The 17,780-nt window shown below is 61.0% G+C and carries 15 protein-coding genes; 8 read left to right on the forward strand and 7 right to left on the reverse strand.

Annotation, left to right across the window (positions count from 1 at the left end; translation table 11 throughout):
• Positions 1-95 precede the first annotated feature (95 nt).
• The 6 genes from EAH74_RS01080 to pilG all read right to left on the reverse strand — a co-directional run bounded on the left by EAH74_RS01080 (position 96) and on the right by pilG (position 10,104).
• Positions 96-551 (reverse strand): chemotaxis protein CheW, encoded by a 456-nt coding sequence (locus tag EAH74_RS01080; protein ID WP_140675014.1) that lies wholly within the window; start codon positions 549-551, stop codon positions 96-98.
• Positions 544-6,450, reverse strand: coding sequence for an Hpt domain-containing protein (locus EAH74_RS01085; protein WP_140675017.1), 5,907 nt, complete (start codon positions 6,448-6,450; stop codon positions 544-546). Before EAH74_RS01085 ends, EAH74_RS01080 begins: the two co-directional genes overlap by 8 nt.
• 52 nt (positions 6,451-6,502) lie before the next feature.
• The gene (locus EAH74_RS01090; RefSeq protein ID WP_140675020.1) at positions 6,503-8,566 is read right to left on the reverse strand and encodes a methyl-accepting chemotaxis protein; all 2,064 of its coding nucleotides are present in this window, start codon (positions 8,564-8,566) and stop codon (positions 6,503-6,505) included.
• Between the two features lie 151 nt (positions 8,567-8,717).
• The gene (locus EAH74_RS01095) at positions 8,718-9,266 is read right to left on the reverse strand and encodes a chemotaxis protein CheW (protein WP_140675023.1); all 549 of its coding nucleotides are present in this window, start codon (positions 9,264-9,266) and stop codon (positions 8,718-8,720) included.
• Positions 9,267-9,276: 10 nt separating this feature from the next.
• Positions 9,277-9,642 carry a twitching motility response regulator PilH gene (pilH, locus tag EAH74_RS01100; protein ID WP_008068134.1) on the reverse strand — a complete coding sequence of 122 codons (366 nt, stop codon included), beginning with the start codon at positions 9,640-9,642 and terminating at the stop codon, positions 9,277-9,279.
• 57 nt (positions 9,643-9,699) lie between these two features.
• Positions 9,700-10,104 carry a twitching motility response regulator PilG gene (gene pilG / locus EAH74_RS01105; protein ID WP_008152601.1) on the reverse strand — a complete coding sequence of 135 codons (405 nt, stop codon included), beginning with the start codon at positions 10,102-10,104 and terminating at the stop codon, positions 9,700-9,702.
• A gap of 234 nt (positions 10,105-10,338) precedes the next feature.
• Between pilG and gshB the strand changes: the two genes are divergently transcribed.
• The 7 genes from gshB (at position 10,339) to EAH74_RS01140 (ending at position 16,359) form a co-directional block, all read left to right on the forward strand.
• The gene (gshB, locus tag EAH74_RS01110) at positions 10,339-11,292 is read left to right on the forward strand and encodes a glutathione synthase (RefSeq protein ID WP_140675026.1); all 954 of its coding nucleotides are present in this window, start codon (positions 10,339-10,341) and stop codon (positions 11,290-11,292) included.
• A gap of 77 nt (positions 11,293-11,369) precedes the next feature.
• Positions 11,370-12,269, forward strand: coding sequence for an energy transducer TonB (locus EAH74_RS01115; RefSeq protein ID WP_140675029.1), 900 nt, complete (start codon positions 11,370-11,372; stop codon positions 12,267-12,269).
• Positions 12,270-12,461: 192 nt separating this feature from the next.
• A complete protein-coding gene (locus EAH74_RS01120; protein ID WP_140675032.1) occupies positions 12,462-13,034 on the forward strand; it encodes a YqgE/AlgH family protein in 573 nt (190 codons plus the stop codon).
• On the forward strand, positions 13,034-13,471 hold the full coding sequence (ruvX, locus tag EAH74_RS01125; RefSeq protein ID WP_005792259.1) for a Holliday junction resolvase RuvX: 438 nt from the start codon (positions 13,034-13,036) through the stop codon (positions 13,469-13,471). The genes EAH74_RS01120 and ruvX overlap by 1 nt, the downstream gene beginning before the upstream one ends.
• Positions 13,472-13,555: 84 nt before the next feature.
• A complete protein-coding gene (gene pyrR, locus EAH74_RS01130) occupies positions 13,556-14,059 on the forward strand; it encodes a bifunctional pyr operon transcriptional regulator/uracil phosphoribosyltransferase PyrR (RefSeq protein ID WP_008152613.1) in 504 nt (167 codons plus the stop codon).
• A gap of 27 nt (positions 14,060-14,086) precedes the next feature.
• Positions 14,087-15,091 carry an aspartate carbamoyltransferase catalytic subunit gene (locus EAH74_RS01135; RefSeq protein ID WP_074871640.1) on the forward strand — a complete coding sequence of 335 codons (1,005 nt, stop codon included), beginning with the start codon at positions 14,087-14,089 and terminating at the stop codon, positions 15,089-15,091.
• On the forward strand, positions 15,088-16,359 hold the full coding sequence (locus tag EAH74_RS01140) for a dihydroorotase (RefSeq protein WP_140675035.1): 1,272 nt from the start codon (positions 15,088-15,090) through the stop codon (positions 16,357-16,359). Before EAH74_RS01135 ends, EAH74_RS01140 begins: the two co-directional genes overlap by 4 nt.
• Positions 16,360-16,453: 94 nt before the next feature.
• Here EAH74_RS01140 and EAH74_RS01145 read toward each other — a convergent pair whose 3' ends face one another.
• Positions 16,454-16,873 carry an NINE protein gene (locus EAH74_RS01145; RefSeq protein ID WP_140675038.1) on the reverse strand — a complete coding sequence of 140 codons (420 nt, stop codon included), beginning with the start codon at positions 16,871-16,873 and terminating at the stop codon, positions 16,454-16,456.
• A 250-nt stretch (positions 16,874-17,123) separates the two neighbouring features.
• On the opposite strand from EAH74_RS01145, the gene EAH74_RS01150 reads away from it, so the two are divergent.
• Positions 17,124-17,741 carry a C40 family peptidase gene (locus EAH74_RS01150; protein WP_140675041.1) on the forward strand — a complete coding sequence of 206 codons (618 nt, stop codon included), beginning with the start codon at positions 17,124-17,126 and terminating at the stop codon, positions 17,739-17,741.
• Positions 17,742-17,780 lie beyond the last annotated feature (39 nt).

Consider the following 17,780-nt stretch of genomic DNA (forward strand, 5'->3'; position numbering starts at 1 on the left):
CGCGAGCAGGCTCACTCCCACAGGAGGTTTGTGTACGACACAGATCAAATGTGGGAGCGAGCTTGCTCCGGGCGGCGTTCCGACGATGGGGCCAGTCAGATCAACCCAGCGATTACGAGCAACTCCTCCAGAGCCAACAAATTCGGCACCTTGGCCACTTGCTCCCCCACCTGCACCGCCGCCTGTTCCAGCGAACACAACGGCACATCCACATAGCTCAACTGGCTATCAAGCTTGTAAGACCGCGGAATCCCCTGCACCAGCAAGGCGATGAATTTCAAATCGGGCCGCCCGCCGAGCGCATTGAGAATCACAATCCGCGCCCGCTCACCGATCACGATTTTCTGCCCACATGCCGACTCGAAACTCAGCAACGGAATCTGCCGGTTCCGCCACATGACCCGCCCGAGGTACCACGGTGGAGTGTCGAGGTCGAAGGCGCTGGGTTGGTAATCGATAAGCTCCGCAACAGCGACGTTGGGCAGGATCAGGTTGCGGTCAGCCAAGGGCAGCAGCAGGCCGGTGAGGTTGCTGGTGCGGTGTTCAAGCATGGGTTTTGCTCCACAGGGTGATGCTTTCGAGTAGCACCGATTCCTGGTACGGCTTGCCAAGGTAGTCGTTGACGCCGATGGCCATGGCGCGGTCGCGGTGTTTCTGCCCGGTGCGGGAGGTGATCATGATGATCGGCAGGTGCTGCAGACGTTCATCAGCGCGTACCTGGGTCGCGACTTCAAAACCGTCCATGCGCGGCATTTCGATGTCCAGCAGCATCAGGTCAGGCATGTGGTCTGCAAGCAGCAGCATGGCGTCGACACCGTCCTTGGCGGTCAGCACGTTCATGCCGTGGCGTTCCAGCAGACGGCTGGTGACCTTGCGCACGGTCACCGAGTCATCGACCACCAGCACCAGCAGCGGTTTATGCGGCTCGACCTCCGCGTCCTGAGTCGCTGACTGTTGCGGCACGCGGGCCTGCATCGCGCGGATCGGCGCCAGCAAGTCGAGAATCAGCACCACCCGCCCATCGCCGAGAATCGTGGCCCCGGACAAACCCTGCACCGCTGCAAACTGCGGGCCGAGGCTTTTGACCACGATCTCGCGAGTGCCAGCCATGGAGTCGACTTGCACCGCAATGTGCCGCTCGTTGCACTGCACCAGCAACACCGGCAGCGGCAGGCTCTGCCCCAGCAGTTTCGGGCGGTGGCTGGTTTTCAGCAGTTCGCCGAGGTAACACAGTTCATAGTGTTGCCCGGCGTATTTGTAGGTCGGCGGATCGAGCCGGTAATGCCCTTCAAGTTCGTTGGGCAACACGCGAACGATGCCGTCGATGGTGTTCAGCGGGATCGCGTACTGATCATCAAAGCACTGCACCATCAGCGCCCGGTTGACCGACACGGTAAACGGCAGGCGAATCCGGAAGTGCACGCCCTGCCCCGGCACAGAGTCGATGCTCATGCTGCCGCCGAGCTGCCGGACTTCTTCATGCACCACGTCCATGCCGACGCCGCGTCCGGAAATCTGGGTGATTTTCTCGGCGGTGGAGAACCCCGGTTGCAGGATGAATTGCAGTACATCGCGGTCGCTGATGTCGTTGTCCGGGGCCAGCAACCCGCGCTTGATCGCCTTGCGCCGCACCGCGTCCAGCGGCACGCCGGCCCCGTCGTCGCGGATGTCGAAAATGATGTCGCCGCCCTCTCGCGACAGGTCCAGGGTGATACGACCCTGAGCCGGTTTACCCGCCGCGATGCGCACCTCGGCGGATTCCAGGCCATGATCCACGGCGTTGCGCAGCATGTGTTCCAACGGCGCGGCCATGCGTTCGAGGACGTTGCGGTCCATCTCGCCTTCGGCATTGCCGACGATAAATTCCACGTCCTTGCCCAGTTCGCTGGAGACCTGCCGGACGATCCGCTTCAAGCGCGGCAGCATCCGTTCGAACGGCACCATGCGCGTGCGCATCAGGCCTTCCTGCAATTCGGTGTTGATGCGGCCCTGCTGTTGCAGCAGGTTCTCCGCGTCCTGATTGCGTCGGTCGAGGGTTTCCTTGAGGTCGAGCAAGTCGGAGGCGGATTCGAACAGCGCGCGCGACAGTTGCTGCAACTGTGAGTGGCGATCCATTTCCAGCGGATCGAATTCTTCGTAGCCCAAGCGTTCGGCTTCGACTTGCTGGCGGCTGAGAATCCGCCCTTGGGTTTCAGTATCGAGACGACGCAACTGGTCGCGCATGCGCTCGATGGTGGTTTCCATTTCGCTCAGAGTCACACGTGCATCGTTGACCTGTTGTTCGATCCGGCCACGGAAGATCGACGTTTCGCCGGCCAGGTTGACCAGATCGTCGAGCAGCTCCGCCGAGACCTTGACCATGTCCGCGCCGGCATCGGGTTGTGGTGCCGGCGTCTCGACTTTCGGCGTTGCGCTCGCCGCGACCGGTGCCAGTGCTTCGGGCACGGCCGGATGACTGAAATTCTTGATCGCGTCGATCAGTTGATCGGCGAGCGGCAATGGCTGACCGGCACGGGTCGCGTCGAGCATCTGCGCCAGTCGGTCGTGGCTGCTTTGCAACAAGCCGAACAACGCGGCGGTGGGTTGCAGCACGCCAGCGGACAGGCCTTCGTAGAGGAATTCCAGCTCATGGGCGAGGTCGCCAATCGGCGCGATTTCCACCATCCGCGCGCCACCCTTGAGGGTGTGTAAATCACGCAGCAGGGTTTCCACTTCCTGACGATTCGAAGGCTCGGCCTGCCAGCGCACCAGCGCTGCGCCGGAGTTTTCGATGATGTCGAAACCTTCTTCGAGGAAGATCTCCAGAAGCTCCGGATCATGCCCTGGTGAATCCTCGGCCCGTGCCGGTTCGACCGTTTCAACAGTGCTGGCGTTGCCCTGGCGAAACTCGCGAATGGCCTCGATCACCTCACCCGGATCGCCCAATGGCCGCTGGTTCTGCAACTGATCAAGCAGCTGCTCGAGCCGGTCATGACTGTGTTGCAGCAGGTGCGCCAAGGCTTCGCTGTAGGCGTAACGGCGGTCCACCAGCCCTTCATAAAGGCTTTCCAGTTCATGGGCCAGCTCACCGACCGGCTCGACCTCGGCCATCCGCGCACCACCCTTGAGGGTGTGCAAATCTCGCTGCAACGACAACAACGGCGCGGCGTTGTCCGGGTCGCTCAGCCAGCGCTGCAAAGCCTGACCGGCGCTTTCGAGGATATCCACCGCCTCTTCGAGGAAGATCGAAACGATCTCATCGTCCAGCTCAACCTGGGTCGCGGTCTGTTCCAGTTCGGCCGTGGCACTGCCCAGTTCCCGGATGCTCAACGTGCGGCTGCCATCGCTGCGAATCAGCCCCATCGCCGACGGATCCAGGCTCTCATCGAGCAACCCGCGCAAGGCCCGAATGCGTTCCGGTTGGGGGCTGACTTCCTGGCCGGCGGCCAGTTCGTCGAGCATGTTGATCAGCGCTTCATGGGCACTTTGCGCCTCATGGAAAAACGCCTCGCTGACCGCCAGGCTGCTTTCTTCCACCGCACCATAGAGGTCGAGCAAGGCTTCGCAGAGTTCATCCACCGGATGCAGATCAGCCAGGTGCGCGCCTTCGCCGAGGGTGGTCAATTCGTCCAGCAATGCGCTGAGTTCCTGACGCTCGCCGGGATGTTGCTGCCAGCGCTGCAACAGGCTTTCGGCGTCCAGCAGGATGTCCATGCCTTGGGCGAGGAAGTTGTTGATCAGTTGCGGATCACGCTTGATGCGCAACCCGGTATTCGGTGCACTCAGGAGCGTTTCCAGCCGCTCGGCCAGCAACGCCTGGGTTCGCTCGATCAATGAGCGGGCGCCGGGAATCTGCGCCAGTGGATCACGCTTGAGCTGTCGCAAACCGAGACGGAACAAGCCTTCGGCTTCGAGCAGCAGTTCGACTTCGTCCAGGTCGAGGGCGATCAGGTGCGCCTTGTACTCCCGGGTCAAATGATCCAGCGGCCTTGCCAGCTCGGCGATCGGCAATACGCCAGCCATGGAGGCGCTGCCCTTGAGGGTGTGCAGCGCCCGCTGCAACTCGTCGCTGGCCTGCAATGGCACGTGCTCGGCGGCTTTATCGAGGAAACGGTTGAGGCTGCCCAAATGGGTTTCGGCTTCGTTGCGAAAAATCTCAAGCAGCAGCGGATCGAGGGCGGCGACGTCCTGTGCGTCCTCGTCGGGTATCGGCTCATTGCCCTTGGCCAAGGCGTGGGCGCGTGCGGCCAATTGGTCAACGTCGTTGCGCTGGCGCTGGGCATGGTGGGCAAACTCGGCCACCAGTTCCGGCAGCAGATTCAGCGCATCGCTCAGCAGTAGTTGCACCGCCGGCCCTGGCGGAACGCTGCGTTCCAGTACGCGGTTGAGCAGGTTTTCCACGGCCCAGGCCAATTCGCCCAGCACCAACGCGCGGACCATCCGGCCACTGCCCTTGAGCGTATGGAAGGCCCGGCGCAGTTCGCTCAGGGCCGATTTGCTCTCGGGATCGGCCGACCAGCGCGGCAGGTACTCCCGGAGGATTTCCAGGACTTCATCGGTTTCTTCGAGGAACACTTCCCGCAGCTCATCGTCCACCGGTTCTTCACCGGTGGGTGGCGGTAACAGGCTTCCCGGGGTGGTCAGGGAGGGCGGGTTGACGGAGGACACAGGGCTGGCCAATACATCGGCCAGCGACTTGACGGTCTCTGGGTCGTCCAGTTCCTGCAGATCCTGCATGACCTGCGCTTCACTCGGGCTGAGCACATCTTCAAGCACCGGCACCTGCTGCTCGCTGGGGAAAAACCCGAGCGCGGCCAGGCTTTTTTCCGCGACGTCGAGCAACTTTTCGCCCGGCGCTTCGGGGTCGTCGCTGAGGCGCTCCAGGTAATACTCGATGCTGGTGATGACGTCGGCCAGGCTGTCCAGCTCCTGCCAGCCGGGGTGATCCGGATCCAGCAGCAGGTGCTCGCGGATGAAGTGGTTGCACGTTTCGATCAGGCTCGCCGCACGGCTCAACGGAATCATCGCCAGCGCACCGCGCACTTGGGTCAGCAAGGCCGGCAATGGCTGCAAGTGCTGGCGATCCCAGTCGGCGTCGATGTAGTCGACGATCATGTCCTTGGCCTGTTGCAGGCAGATGCGCGCTTCCTTGATCACGATTTGATGGATCTGTGTCAGGTCGGTGGTCGGCAGGCGGCTTTCTTCCTGGCTTTCCGGCTCGACGGTGCCGACCATGCCGGCCAGCGTCGCTTCGACGTAGAGCAAGGCCCCGGCAACGTCCATCAGGATCGCGTCGTTGGGCTCACGCTGGCCCTGGGCGAGGCTCAGCACCACCGCCAGTTGATCGATGATGACCTTGCGTGGCTGGCCGAAACCGAGCACCGCCAGGGTGTCGGCGATTTGCCGCAGGGGCGCCAGCAGGCTTTCGAGGTCCGAGGTGTGTTGGCGGTCGCTGCGCACGAACAGGTCGAGGCGCTCCTTGACCCGCACCAGCTCTTCACACAAAGCGGCCAGCACCGAACGCATGGCATCGCGGTCGGGACCGGCCAGCCGTGCTCGTTCTTCGTCGACCATCGCGCTGTCAGGCAGCGCGTCGTCCAGTCCGTAGCGATCTTTCATGGTCAGCATCTGCCCGGTGGGATGTTCGGCCTTGGCAATGTAGAACAGCAAACTCTTGAGTAACTCTAGCGGCGCCGGCTGATTGATGCCCGGCATGCCCTGTTCGAGCAGGCGCTTCAGTTCTTTGTCGGCCTCCTTGAACAGACTGCGCAACGCCGGACTGTTAGCAATCGAGCCACCGCGCATGCCTTCGACCAGCGCCGAGGCAACTTGCCACAACGGGCTCAGGGGCGCGTTGCCGCACAGCCCTTCGAGGCGCGCAAAAACCTTGGTCAAGTAACCGAGATTGGTTTCGCCGTCCTGCTCACGCAGCAGTCCGACCAGGGCCATCTGCAACATTTGCCGCCACTTGCGCAGCATGTTCGGTAAATCCGCCGGCTCCAGCAGCGCCAGCGACTCTTCGTCCAGGGGTGGCAGGTCCGGCAATTGCGGGCTGAACAGGCTGGTTTCCGACAACAGGCTTTCGCCACGGGCGCTGCGCAGATCGTTGATCAGTGGCAACACAACCAGCGGCAGGTCGCGGCGCGCACCTTGTACCCGATCAAGGTAAATCGGCAGCTGCCCAAGGGCTTGCAGCAACAGGTGGAGCGTCTCATCGCGATGACTGACGCGGTTCTGTTGCAAGGCGGTGGTCAGATGTTCCATCTCTTCGGCGAGCAGCGCCGCGCCGTAGAACTCGACCATCTGCAAACTGCCGTGAACCTGATGGACGCATGCCAGGCATTCACTGAGGGCGTGCGTCGCCTGCGGGTCATCAAGCAACGTTTCAATCGCCTGGTGAGCCACTTTCAGCGTTTCGGCAATCTCGCCTTTGACCCACTCGAGGGCCACATAGTCGTGCCGATCACCCATAACCACTCCAAATCACTGCTCTACTCAAAAAACGCATTCGCTCGCAGGCGTTTCACACTTTATCCGCAGCCGCAGCCGCAGCCTGGGCGGCCGGCAAGGTGAAACCGGACACCGAACGCCGCAGCTGGCTGGCCATTTTCGCCAGGTTGCCAATGCTCTCGGCGGTGGCCGTGGAGCCGGACGAGGTCTGCGTGGTGATCTGCTGGATCACGTTCATCGTCAGGGAAATCTGACCGGCCGAGGACGTCTGTTGCTGCGCGGCGTTGGAAATACTCTGGATCAACGCGGCGAGGGTCTTCGACACGCCTTCGATTTCTTCCAGGGCCACTCCGGCATCCTGCGCCAGACGAGCGCCACGCACCACTTCGGTGGTGGTCTGCTCCATGGAAATCACCGCTTCGTTGGTGTCGGTCTGAATCGCCCGCACCAGGGTTTCGATCTGCCGGGTGGCGGCAGACGAGCGCTCGGCCAGCCGCTGGACCTCATCGGCGACCACCGCAAAACCACGCCCGGCATCACCGGCCATGGAGGCCTGGATCGCCGCGTTGAGCGCAAGTATGTTGGTCTGGTCGGCAATGTCATCGATCAGGCTGACAATGTCGCCGATTTCCTGAGAAGACTCGCCAAGGCGTTTGATGCGCTTGGCGGTGTCTTGAATCTGCTCGCGAATATTGTCCATGCCGTGGATGGTGTTGTGCACCACCTCATTGCCCTTGTTGGCGATTTCCACCGAGCGCTCGGCCACCGCTGAGGATTCGGCGGCGTTGGCCGAGACCTGATCGATAGACTGGGCCATGTCGTTGATCGCGGTGGACGCTTCGGCAATCTGCTGCGCCTGATGCTCCGAAGCCTGGGCCAGGTGCATGGCGGTGGCCTGGGTCTCCTGCACGGCAGCAGCGACCTGGCCAGCGGTGAGGTTGATGGTCGCCACCAGATCGCGCAATTGGTCCACGGAATAGTTGATCGAGTCGGCGATGGTCCCGGTGAAGTCTTCGGTCACCGAGGCGGTCACGGTCAGGTCGCCGTCCGCCAGGTCTTCGATCTCGTCGAGCAGGCGCATGATCGCGTTCTGGTTACGCTCGTTCTTCTCGGCCGTTTCGCGCAGCTGACGATTGGTTTCCCGGACCATCACCAGGCCAATGAGGATGATCGACATCAGCGCCAACAGGCCCAGCACGTAGCCGCCAATGGTGTCAGTGCTGCGCCCGCCGGCCAGGTTTTCGAAACCGCCGGCCAGGTGCGAGGCTTCCTCGAGCAGGGTCTGCGACAGGGTGAAGATATTGGTGGCCGATTCACGGACCTTGAACAGCTCCGGCGAGGTTTCGAGGATTTCATCCACCGAACCCGAGACGAATTCGAACAACTCGGAAATCTCGATCAACCGCGCGCGAGCATCGCGGTCTTCAACCTGGCTGACTTTCAGTGACGGATTGCCCTGGAGCATGCCGTTGAGCACCTGGCCGAATCGCGCAGCATCGCGACCGAAAGCGTCGGCGGCCTGCTGCGAGTTTTCATCACCGGACAGCACGGTGTTCACCGCACCGAGAATCCGCTCAGCCAATAGCGACTGACGCTGCGCCATGGCCACCTGCGCGGCCGGGGCCCCGCGCTGGAGGAGCGTTTCGACGACTTTTTCGTACTCGACCTGCAACTGCGGCACGGTTTCGGCCAGGGTCGCGGCGACTTGATGCAGCGACAGCACGGTCTGTTCGCTGGAGAGGATCGCGTCGGTGTTTTTCAGCAAGCGTTCCCAGTCCAGTTGCACGGCGCGCATTTCCGGGCGCACGGTGGATGGCGCTGGCGGCAGGCCGGTGGCTGAGTCGCCTTTCTTCAGATAGCCCCAGCGTTGGGCAAAGTCATTGCGCGCATCGCTCAGCAGCTTGAACGCCGCCGCCTTGCCGGCAGCGGCTTCGGTGGCGTTCTTGGCAATGCGCTGGGACAACACGCGCAGCTCACCGGCGTGGCCGATGTACTGTTTGTCGTACGTGGCCTGGGTGTTGAGGTACGCGAAGTTGGCGAACAGCAGCATGATGAAGACGATCAGCGCGATGAACAGCGCGATGATCTGTGACCGGCTGCGCGACCCTTCTGGCTTGCCTGTTTTTGCTTTTATCATCGGTCCTCGCCTGTTAACCAACACCTGTGAACCTTGCCGAGAACCCTGTGGGAGCGAGCCTGCTCGCGATTCAGGCGCCGCGGTGCATCAGAAAAACCGCGTTATCGTTCAATCGCGAGCAGGCTCGCTCCCACAGGGGATGGTTCGGCGGTCAAATGGCCACGTTCATGAATCCTTGTGACTGCACCAATGCAAACGGGCTGAACACCTGCCAGGTCTGCTCACGCTGAAACCGGCCTTTGATGAATGGTGCAATCGGGCCGCTCAAGGTATCTACCGGCTCAAGGCTGTCCTGGGCAAAGTGCTGCAAGCCGAAAACTTCATCGACCATCAACCCGGTAAACACCTCGTTATGCTCCACCACCAAGACCCGGCGCTGCTTGCGCACAGCTGACAGCTCATGCCCAGGCTCGTTACCAGAAAAGAAGCCACACAAATCGATGATCGGTAACAGACGCCCGCGCAGGTTGGCCACGCCCTTGACCCAGGGTCTGACCCCCGGCAGCTGGGTACACCTCGGCTCGTGCAACACTTCGCTGACCTCGCCCATCGGCGCGACGTACCAGTGTTCGCCCAGACGGAAGCCGATGCCGCTCCAACTGTCTTGTCGGGTCGGCTGGGACGGCAAGTCCGCCGCCAGCAGACGACAACGCTGGTCGATCTGCAGCAGCAGTTCGAAAGCCGTCAGCGACTCGGTCATGGCCGGACGATCAACCGGCCAGCACGTTGTTCAGGGTTTTGATCAGGGTTTCTTCGTCGACCGGTTTGGTCAGGTAGTCCTTGGCGCCCTGGCGCGTGCCCCAGACCTTGTCGGTTTCCTGATCCTTGGTGGTGATGATGATCACCGGGATGTGCCCGGTTTCCGGGTCTTTGGTCAGCTGACGGGTCGCCTGGAAACCGTTGAGGCCAGGCATGACGATGTCCATCAGCACCGCGTCGGGTTTTTCCTGACGGGCCAGCGCCACGCCGTCGGCGCCGTTTTCGGCTTTCAACACTTCATGACCGTGCTTTTCCAGCATGCCGGTCAGTTTGTACATTTCGGTCGGCGAATCATCGACGATCAGAATACGTGCCATGGTCTTCCCCATTTTTGTCGACGCCGGGCCCACTGGCCGAGCGTCACTGTGCGTGTCCTACTGCGGCAAAACGGCGGCGAAGCCCGGAACATGGGCCTGGATCGCGTTCAGCAGTTCTTCCTTGCTGAAAGGCTTGGTCAAAAACTGGTCGGAGCCGACGATGCGCCCCTTGGCCTTGTCGAACAGCCCGTCCTTGGACGACAGCATAATCACTGGCGTGGACTTGAACGCACTGTTGTTCTTGATTAAAGCGCAGGTCTGATAACCATCCAGACGCGGCATCATGATGTCGACAAAGATGATGCCAGGGTGATTGTCGGCAATCTTGGCCAGGGCATCGAAACCATCGATGGCGGTGATCACTTCACAACCCACGTTCTTCAACAACGTTTCGGCGGTGCGGCGAATCGTTTTCGAATCGTCGATCACCATGACCTTCAAGGCGCTGGAATGCTGTTCCATATTTGCTCTACCGTCGCCTTTGCGAATCAAATTGTCCATTTCCGATAACCGGAGGCTCGAAACCCTTGATGTTTAAGGGCCGGAACGATATGGCAGCCTTTTTAGCACAGTCTCCAAATGCAATCTATCGGGGGACCGGCGCGGTGGTTTTTCCTTGACCGGGAACACACTCAGCGCCACTCTGACGCCACTTTTGCAGGTCACTGCGACCCACCCAATTTCGAGGAAAAACCCATGAGCGTTCGCGTCGGGATTGTCATGGACCCTATCGCCAGCATCTCCTATAAAAAGGATAGCTCGCTGGCCATGCTGCTGGCCGCACAGAAGCGCGGCTGGGAACTGTTCTATATGGAACAGGGCGACTTGTACCAGGCAGAAGGCGAAGCGCGGGCGCGGATGCGTCCGTTGAAAGTCTTCGCCAACCCGGAAAAATGGTTCGAGCTCGACGCCGAGACCGACGCGCTGCTGAGCGATCTGGACGTGATCCTGATGCGCAAGGATCCGCCGTTCGACATGGAGTTCGTCTACTCCACTTACCTGCTGGAGCAAGCCGAACGCGCTGGCGTGCTGGTGGTCAACAAGCCGCAAAGCCTGCGCGACTGCAACGAAAAGCTGTTCGCCACGTTGTTCCCGCAGTGCACGCCGCCGACCATCGTCAGCCGTCGCCCGGACGTACTGCGTGAATTCGCCGACCATCACGGCGACGTGATCCTCAAGCCGCTGGATGGCATGGGCGGTTCTTCGATCTTCCGTCACACCGCTGGTCACCCGAACCTGTCGGTGATCCTCGAAACCCTGACCCTGCATGGCAAACAGCAGATCATGATTCAGGGTTACCTGCCGGCGATCGTCGATGGCGACAAGCGCATCCTGATGATTGACGGCGAGCCGGTGGATTACTGCCTGGCGCGAATTCCTGCTGCCGGTGAAACCCGTGGCAACCTCGCCGCCGGTGGCCGTGGCGAAGCCCGACCGTTGACCGAAAAAGATCGCTGGATCGCCGCACAAGTCGGCCCGACCCTGCGTGAAAAAGGCCTGCTGTTCGTCGGCCTCGACGTGATCGGCGAGCACCTGACGGAAATCAACGTCACCAGCCCGACCTGCATTCGCGAGATTGATAATGCGTTTGGCACCGACATCGGTGGCCTGCTGATGGATGCCATCGATCAGAAGCTCAAGGCCCGTTGATATAGAACAGCCAAGAAACGACCAACATTGCGTTATCATCCGCGGCCTGTGAAAAACGCGATGTTGGTTTTTTTGTCATGACGCTCCCGTCCGATCTGCCCGCTGAACTCGCCCATCGTGGCGTGCGCCCGGCTGATCGCCTCGGTTTTACCCTGTTTCTCGCGGCGCTGATTCACCTGGCCTTGCTGTTGGGCGTCGGCTTTACGATGGTCGAACCCAAGCAAATCAGCAAAACCCTGGAAATCACCCTCGCCACCTTCAAAAGCGAAAAGAAGCCTGAGAAAGCCGATTTCCTCGCTCAAGAGAATCAGGAAGGCAGCGGCACCCTGGATAAAAAGGCAATTCCCAAGACCACCGAGGTCGCGCCTTTCCAGGACAACAAGGTGCAGAAAGTCACGCCACCGCCGGCGGCCAAGCCTGAAGTGCAGGAAGCCGCACCCAAGGCAGCCGTGACGACCGTCGCGCCCAAGCCGAAAAAAGCCGCGGCCAAAACTGAAGAACCCAAGCCCGTTACCAAACCCGCAGTCGCCGCGCCGACGTTCGACAGTGAACAGCTGTCCAACAGCATCGCCAGCCTGGAAGCGGAACTGGCCAACGAACAACAGTTGTATGCCAAGCGCCCGCGTATCCACCGTCTGAGCGCCGCGTCGACCATGCGCGATAAAGGCGCCTGGTATAAGGACGAGTGGCGCAAGAAAGTCGAGCGCATCGGTAATCTGAATTACCCCGACGAAGCGCGACGCAAGCAGATCTACGGCAACTTGCGCCTGATGGTTTCGATCAACCGCGATGGCTCTCTCTATGAAGTGCTGGTACTGGAGTCGTCCGGGCAACCGCTGCTGGATCAGGCGGCGCAGCGCATCGTGCGGCTGGCGGCGCCATTTTCACCGTTTACCGGGGATTTGTCGGATATCGACCGTCTGGAAATCATCCGGACCTGGAAGTTTGCCCGCGGGGACAAGCTCTCCAGCAACTGACACCTCACAAATCCCCTTGTGGGAGCGAGCCTGCTCGCGAATGCGATGTGTCAGCCAACATTAATGTCACTGGTACGCCCTCTTCGCGAGCAGGCTCGCTCCCACATTTGATCTCGGTTGTTTGCAGGATTGGGACAATTCCAACGCATCCTCAGCTTGTCAGTTCGCCCCTCCAACGCCACACTAGCGCTCATGAAGAACGTCAGCCCCAGCTACCTCAAGCATCACTTCCTGATCGCCATGCCTCACATGGTCGACCCGAACTTTGCGCACACCTTGACCTACATCGTCGAGCACACGGCCAATGGTGCCATGGGGCTGGTGGTCAATCGTCCGCAAGACCTCAACCTGGCCGATATCCTCGAGCAACTGCGCCCCGACATCGAACCGCCGATGCTCTGCCAGCATGTGCCGATCTTCATCGGCGGCCCGGTGCAGACCGACCGCGGTTTTGTTCTGCACCCCTCGGGGCAGAGTTATCAGGCCACCGTTGAGCTTGATGAGAAACTGGCCCTGTCGACCTCCCAGGACGTACTGTTCGCCATCGCCGACGGCGTCGGTCCGGCGAAAAGCCTGATCGCCCTCGGTTACGCTGGCTGGGAAGCCGGGCAGCTGGAAGCCGAACTGGCCCAGAACGCCTGGCTGACCTGCCCGTTCGATGCCGATATTTTGTTCAACACCAGCAGCGAACTGCGCCTGGAAGCAGCGGCCAAGCACCTGGGCGTCAATCTCAGCCTGCTGACCAGCCAGGCGGGACACGCCTGATGGCCCTGCGCCTGATTTTGGGTTTCGATTACGGCACCAAACAGATCGGCGTTGCGGTCGGCCAGGTGATTACCGGTCAGGCCCGCGAGCTGTGTACCTTGAAGGCACAAAACGGTATTCCCGACTGGAATCAGGTCGAAGCCCTGATTAAAGAGTGGAAACCCGATGCCGTGGTGGTGGGCCTGCCCTTGAACATGGACGGCACGCCGAGCGACATGTGCCTGCGCGCCGAGAAATTCGCCCGCCGTCTCAACGGCCGCTACAACCTGCCCTTCTATACCCACGATGAACGCCTGACCACCTTCGAAGCCAAGGGTGAACGGCGTGATCGTGGCGGGCAAAAGGGCAGCTATCGCGACAACCCGGTCGACGCCATCGCCGCCGCCCTGCTGCTGCAAGGCTGGCTCGACGAAAACACTGCACTGTTCGAATCCTGAAGAGCCGCAACAAGCGTCTCTACTTAGCGACAACCCGAGCCACCTCTCCAGCAGAACCCGGCTCGGGCCCAAGAAGGAGCAACCATGAGCCTGCCCAATCCCGCCGAACTGATCAGCCAGATGGCGACCCGTCTCAAGGCGCACCTGGAACACCGTGGCATCAGCGAACCGCGCTACATCGGTATTCGTACCGGCGGCGTCTGGGTCGCCCAGGCGTTGCTCGATGAACTGGGCAGCGACTCGCCCCTGGGCACCCTGGACGTCTCCTTCTACCGCGACGACTTCAGCCAGAACGGCCTGCACCCACAAGTGCGCCCTTCGGCTCTGCCGTTCGAGATCGAAGGCCAGCACCTGGTGCTGATCGACGACGTACTGATGAGCGGCCGGACCATCCGCGCCGCCCTCAATGAGCTGTTCGACTACGGCCGCCCGGCCAGCGTGACATTGGTGTGCCTGCTGGACCTGGACGCCGGCGAGCTGCCGATCCGCCCGAACGTGGTCGGCGCGACCCTGTCGCTGGCCGCCCACGAACGGGTGAAACTGTCCGGCCCGGAACTCAAGCTCGAACTGCAAGACCTCGCCCTTTAATTCGCCCTATTGAGAGTCCCCCTCGCGATGACGCCTCTAGAAACCAAGCGCCCGCTGCAGCTCAATGATCAGGGCCAGCTGCGCCACTTCCTCTCACTCGACGGTTTACGCCGCGAGCTGCTGACGGAAATCCTCGACACCGCCGACTCGTTCCTCGAAGTCGGTGCCCGGGCGGTGAAGAAAGTCCCGTTGTTGCGCGGCAAGACCGTGTGCAACGTGTTCTTCGAGAACTCCACCCGCACCCGCACCACCTTCGAACTGGCGGCCCAGCGGCTGTCGGCGGACGTGATCACACTGAACGTGTCCACGTCGTCGGCAAGCAAGGGCGAAACCCTGCTCGACACCCTGCGCAACCTGGAAGCCATGGCCGCCGACATGTTCGTCGTGCGTCACGGTGATTCCGGCGCGGCGCACTTCATCGCCGAACATGTCTGCCCGCAAGTGGCGATCATCAACGGCGGCGATGGCCGTCACGCGCACCCGACCCAGGGCATGCTCGACATGCTGACGATTCGTCGGCACAAGGGCGGTTTCGAAAATCTCTCGGTGGCTATCGTCGGCGACATCCTGCACTCGCGGGTCGCGCGCTCGAACATGCTCGCGCTGAAAACCCTCGGTTGCCCGGACATCCGCGTGATCGCGCCGAAAACCCTGCTGCCGATCGGCGTCGAGCAGTACGGTGTGAAGGTATACACCGACATGACCGAAGGCCTGAAAGACGTCGACGTGGTGATCATGCTGCGCCTGCAGCGTGAACGCATGACCGGCGGCCTGTTGCCGAGCGAAGGTGAGTTCTACCGCCTGTTCGGCCTGACCACCGCGCGCCTGGCCGGAGCCAAACCGGATTGCATCGTCATGCACCCGGGGCCGATCAACCGTGGTGTGGAGATTGAGTCGGCGGTGGCCGATGGCCCGCACTCGGTCATCCTCAATCAAGTCACCTACGGTATTGCGATTCGTATGGCTGTGCTGTCCATGGCCATGAGCGGGCAGACTGCCCAGCGCCAATTCGAGCAGGAGAACGCCCAGTGAAGCTCAGCATTCTCGGCGCCCGCGTCATCGATCCAGCCAGCGGCCTGGATCAAGTTACCGATATCCATATTGAAGCCTGCAAGATCATTGCCCTTGGCGCCGCGCCAGCCGGTTTTGTCGCCGTCGATACCCTCGACGCCAAAGGCCTGGTCGCCGCCCCTGGGCTGGTTGACCTGAACGTCGCCCTGCGCGAGCCGGGCTACAGCCGTAAAGGTTCAATCGTCAGTGAAACCCGCGCCGCCGCGGCCGGTGGCGTCACCAGCCTGTGCTGCCCGCCGAAAACCAAACCGGTGCTGGACACCTCGGCCGTGGCCGAACTGATCCTCGACCGCGCCCGCGAAGCCGGCAACACCAAAGTGTTCCCGATCGGCGCCCTGAGCAAAGGCCTGGACGGCGAACAGCTGGCCGAACTGGTCGCCTTGCGCGATGCCGGTTGCGTGGCCTTCGGCAACGGCCTGGACAGCTTCCGCAACACCCGTACGCTGTGTCGGGCGCTGGAATACGCCGCAACATTCGACCTGACGGTGATTTTCAACTCTCAGGACCATGACCTGGCCGAAGGTGGCCTGGCTCACGAAGGCCCGACCGCCAGTTTCCTCGGTTTGCCGGGCATTCCCGAAACCGCCGAAACCGTGGCTCTCGCGCGGGATCTGCTGCTGGTCGAGCAAAGTGGCGTGCGTGCGCATTTCAGTCAGCTCACTAGCGCCCGTGGCGTGGCCCTGATCGCTCAGGCCCAGGCTCGCGGCCTGCCGGTGACGGCCGATGTCGCCCTGTATCAGCTGATACTGACCGACGAAGCGCTGATCGACTTCAGCAGCCTCTATCACGTCCAGCCGCCGCTGCGCACCCGCGCCGACCGCGATGGCCTGCGTGAAGCGGTGAAATCGGGTGTGATCTCGGCAATCTCCAGTCATCACCAACCCCACGAGCGGGATGCCAAACTGGCGCCGTTCGGGGCCACCGAGCCGGGCATCAGTAGCGTTGAACTGCTGCTGCCGTTGGCGATGACACTGGTGGAGGATGGTTTGCTGGATCTGCCGACGCTATTGGCGCGCTTGAGCACCGGACCTGCCGAGGCATTGCGCCTGCCGGCGGGCAAACTGGCGGTAGGTGGACCGGCGGACATCGTGCTGTTCGATCCGGCGGCTTCGACCGTGGCCGGCGAAACCTGGCTGTCCAAAGGTGAAAACTGCCCGTTCATTGGCCACAGCCTGCCGGGCGTGGTGCGTTACACCCTGGTGGATGGACGTATTAGCCACCAGGCGTAAGACCGAAAAGATCGCAGCCTGCGGCAGCTCCTACACGGGAATATGCATTTCCTTGTAGGAGCTGGCGAAGCCTGCGATCTTTTGATCTTTGCTGTTATCGACTCTGCGCATTGCGAATCGACACCTGGTCATTCAGCGTCCAGAAGTCATACAGCACCCCCAAAAAGAACAACCCACCCGTCACCAGGTACAGCAATCCGCTGATCCACTTCCCCTGATACATGCGGTGTACGCCGAATACCCCAAGAAACGTCAGCAGAATCCACGCTACGTTGTACTCAATGGGCCCGGCGGTAAAACGCAGGTCCGCTTCACGATCCATGGCCGGGATCAGAAACACGTCGATCAGCCAACCGATACCCAACAAACCGAAGGTGAAGAACCAGATCGTCCCCGTCACCGGCTTGCCGTAATAGAAGCGGTGAGCGCCGGTAAAACCGAAAATCCACAGCAGGTAACCGATGACTTTGCTGTGCGTGTCTTGATGCGGAACGGGCGGTTGATAGGTGTTCATGAAGGACCTCGATTCACACGATAGATAAATATTCTTTAAATCTTTGTGACTTTTTTACAGGTGGCCGACGTATGGCAAATGCTACCTTGTGTCCCGTCAAAGCCTTGTACCACAAGCGTTGTGTCCGACAATCGCGTCTATTTTCCGCTTATTTGGTTCCGTTGACCCCAAGGTTGAATCGACCAACGGCCGCGGAAGGGTCAAAAAAGCTGTTATAAAGTTGCGCGCTAACTTATATGAGCCTTGCCTAATGCGTCCATTTTTCAAGACATGGCTAACCATTTGCCTTTTGATGCCACTGGCCGCCCACGCCACCAATCGTGAGCAACGTCTTCCTAACGTTAATGGTTACACCCAAAAATCCCATGTTTCTGCTCCTTCGAGCAAAAACAAACAGACCGTAAAACGCGCTCCCCAACTGAGCAGCAAAAGCAGCCTGGTTCCGCCAATGGCGACCAAGGAAAGCAGCAACGTGCTGAGCCGCGCAGTCAACGTCCTCGGTACACCCTACCGTTGGGGCGGCAGCAGCCCAAGCAAAGGGTTCGACTGCAGTGGCTTGGTGAAATACGCGTTCAACGACGCCACGTTTGACCTGCCGCGCACTTCCAACGCCATGGCCAGCGGTCATGGGGAGAAAGTCGATCGCAAGGATCTGAAGCCTGGCGACCTGATTTTCTTCAACATCAAGAGCCGCCGGGTCAATCACGTTGCCATCTACCTGGGCAACGACCGCTTCATCCACGCACCACGTCGTGGCAAGTCGGTGAGCATCGACACACTGAAGAAACCCTACTGGGAAAGCCACTACGTGGTTGCCAAGCGGGTTATGCCGAAAGAGAAGAACACCCTACAGGTTGTTCAGCGCTGATTTGAAGCAAGATCAAAAGATCGCAGCCTTTGGCAGCTC

The sequence above is a fragment of the Pseudomonas mandelii genome (assembly GCF_006438925.1).
Lineage (GTDB): Bacteria > Pseudomonadota > Gammaproteobacteria > Pseudomonadales > Pseudomonadaceae > Aquipseudomonas > Aquipseudomonas mandelii_C.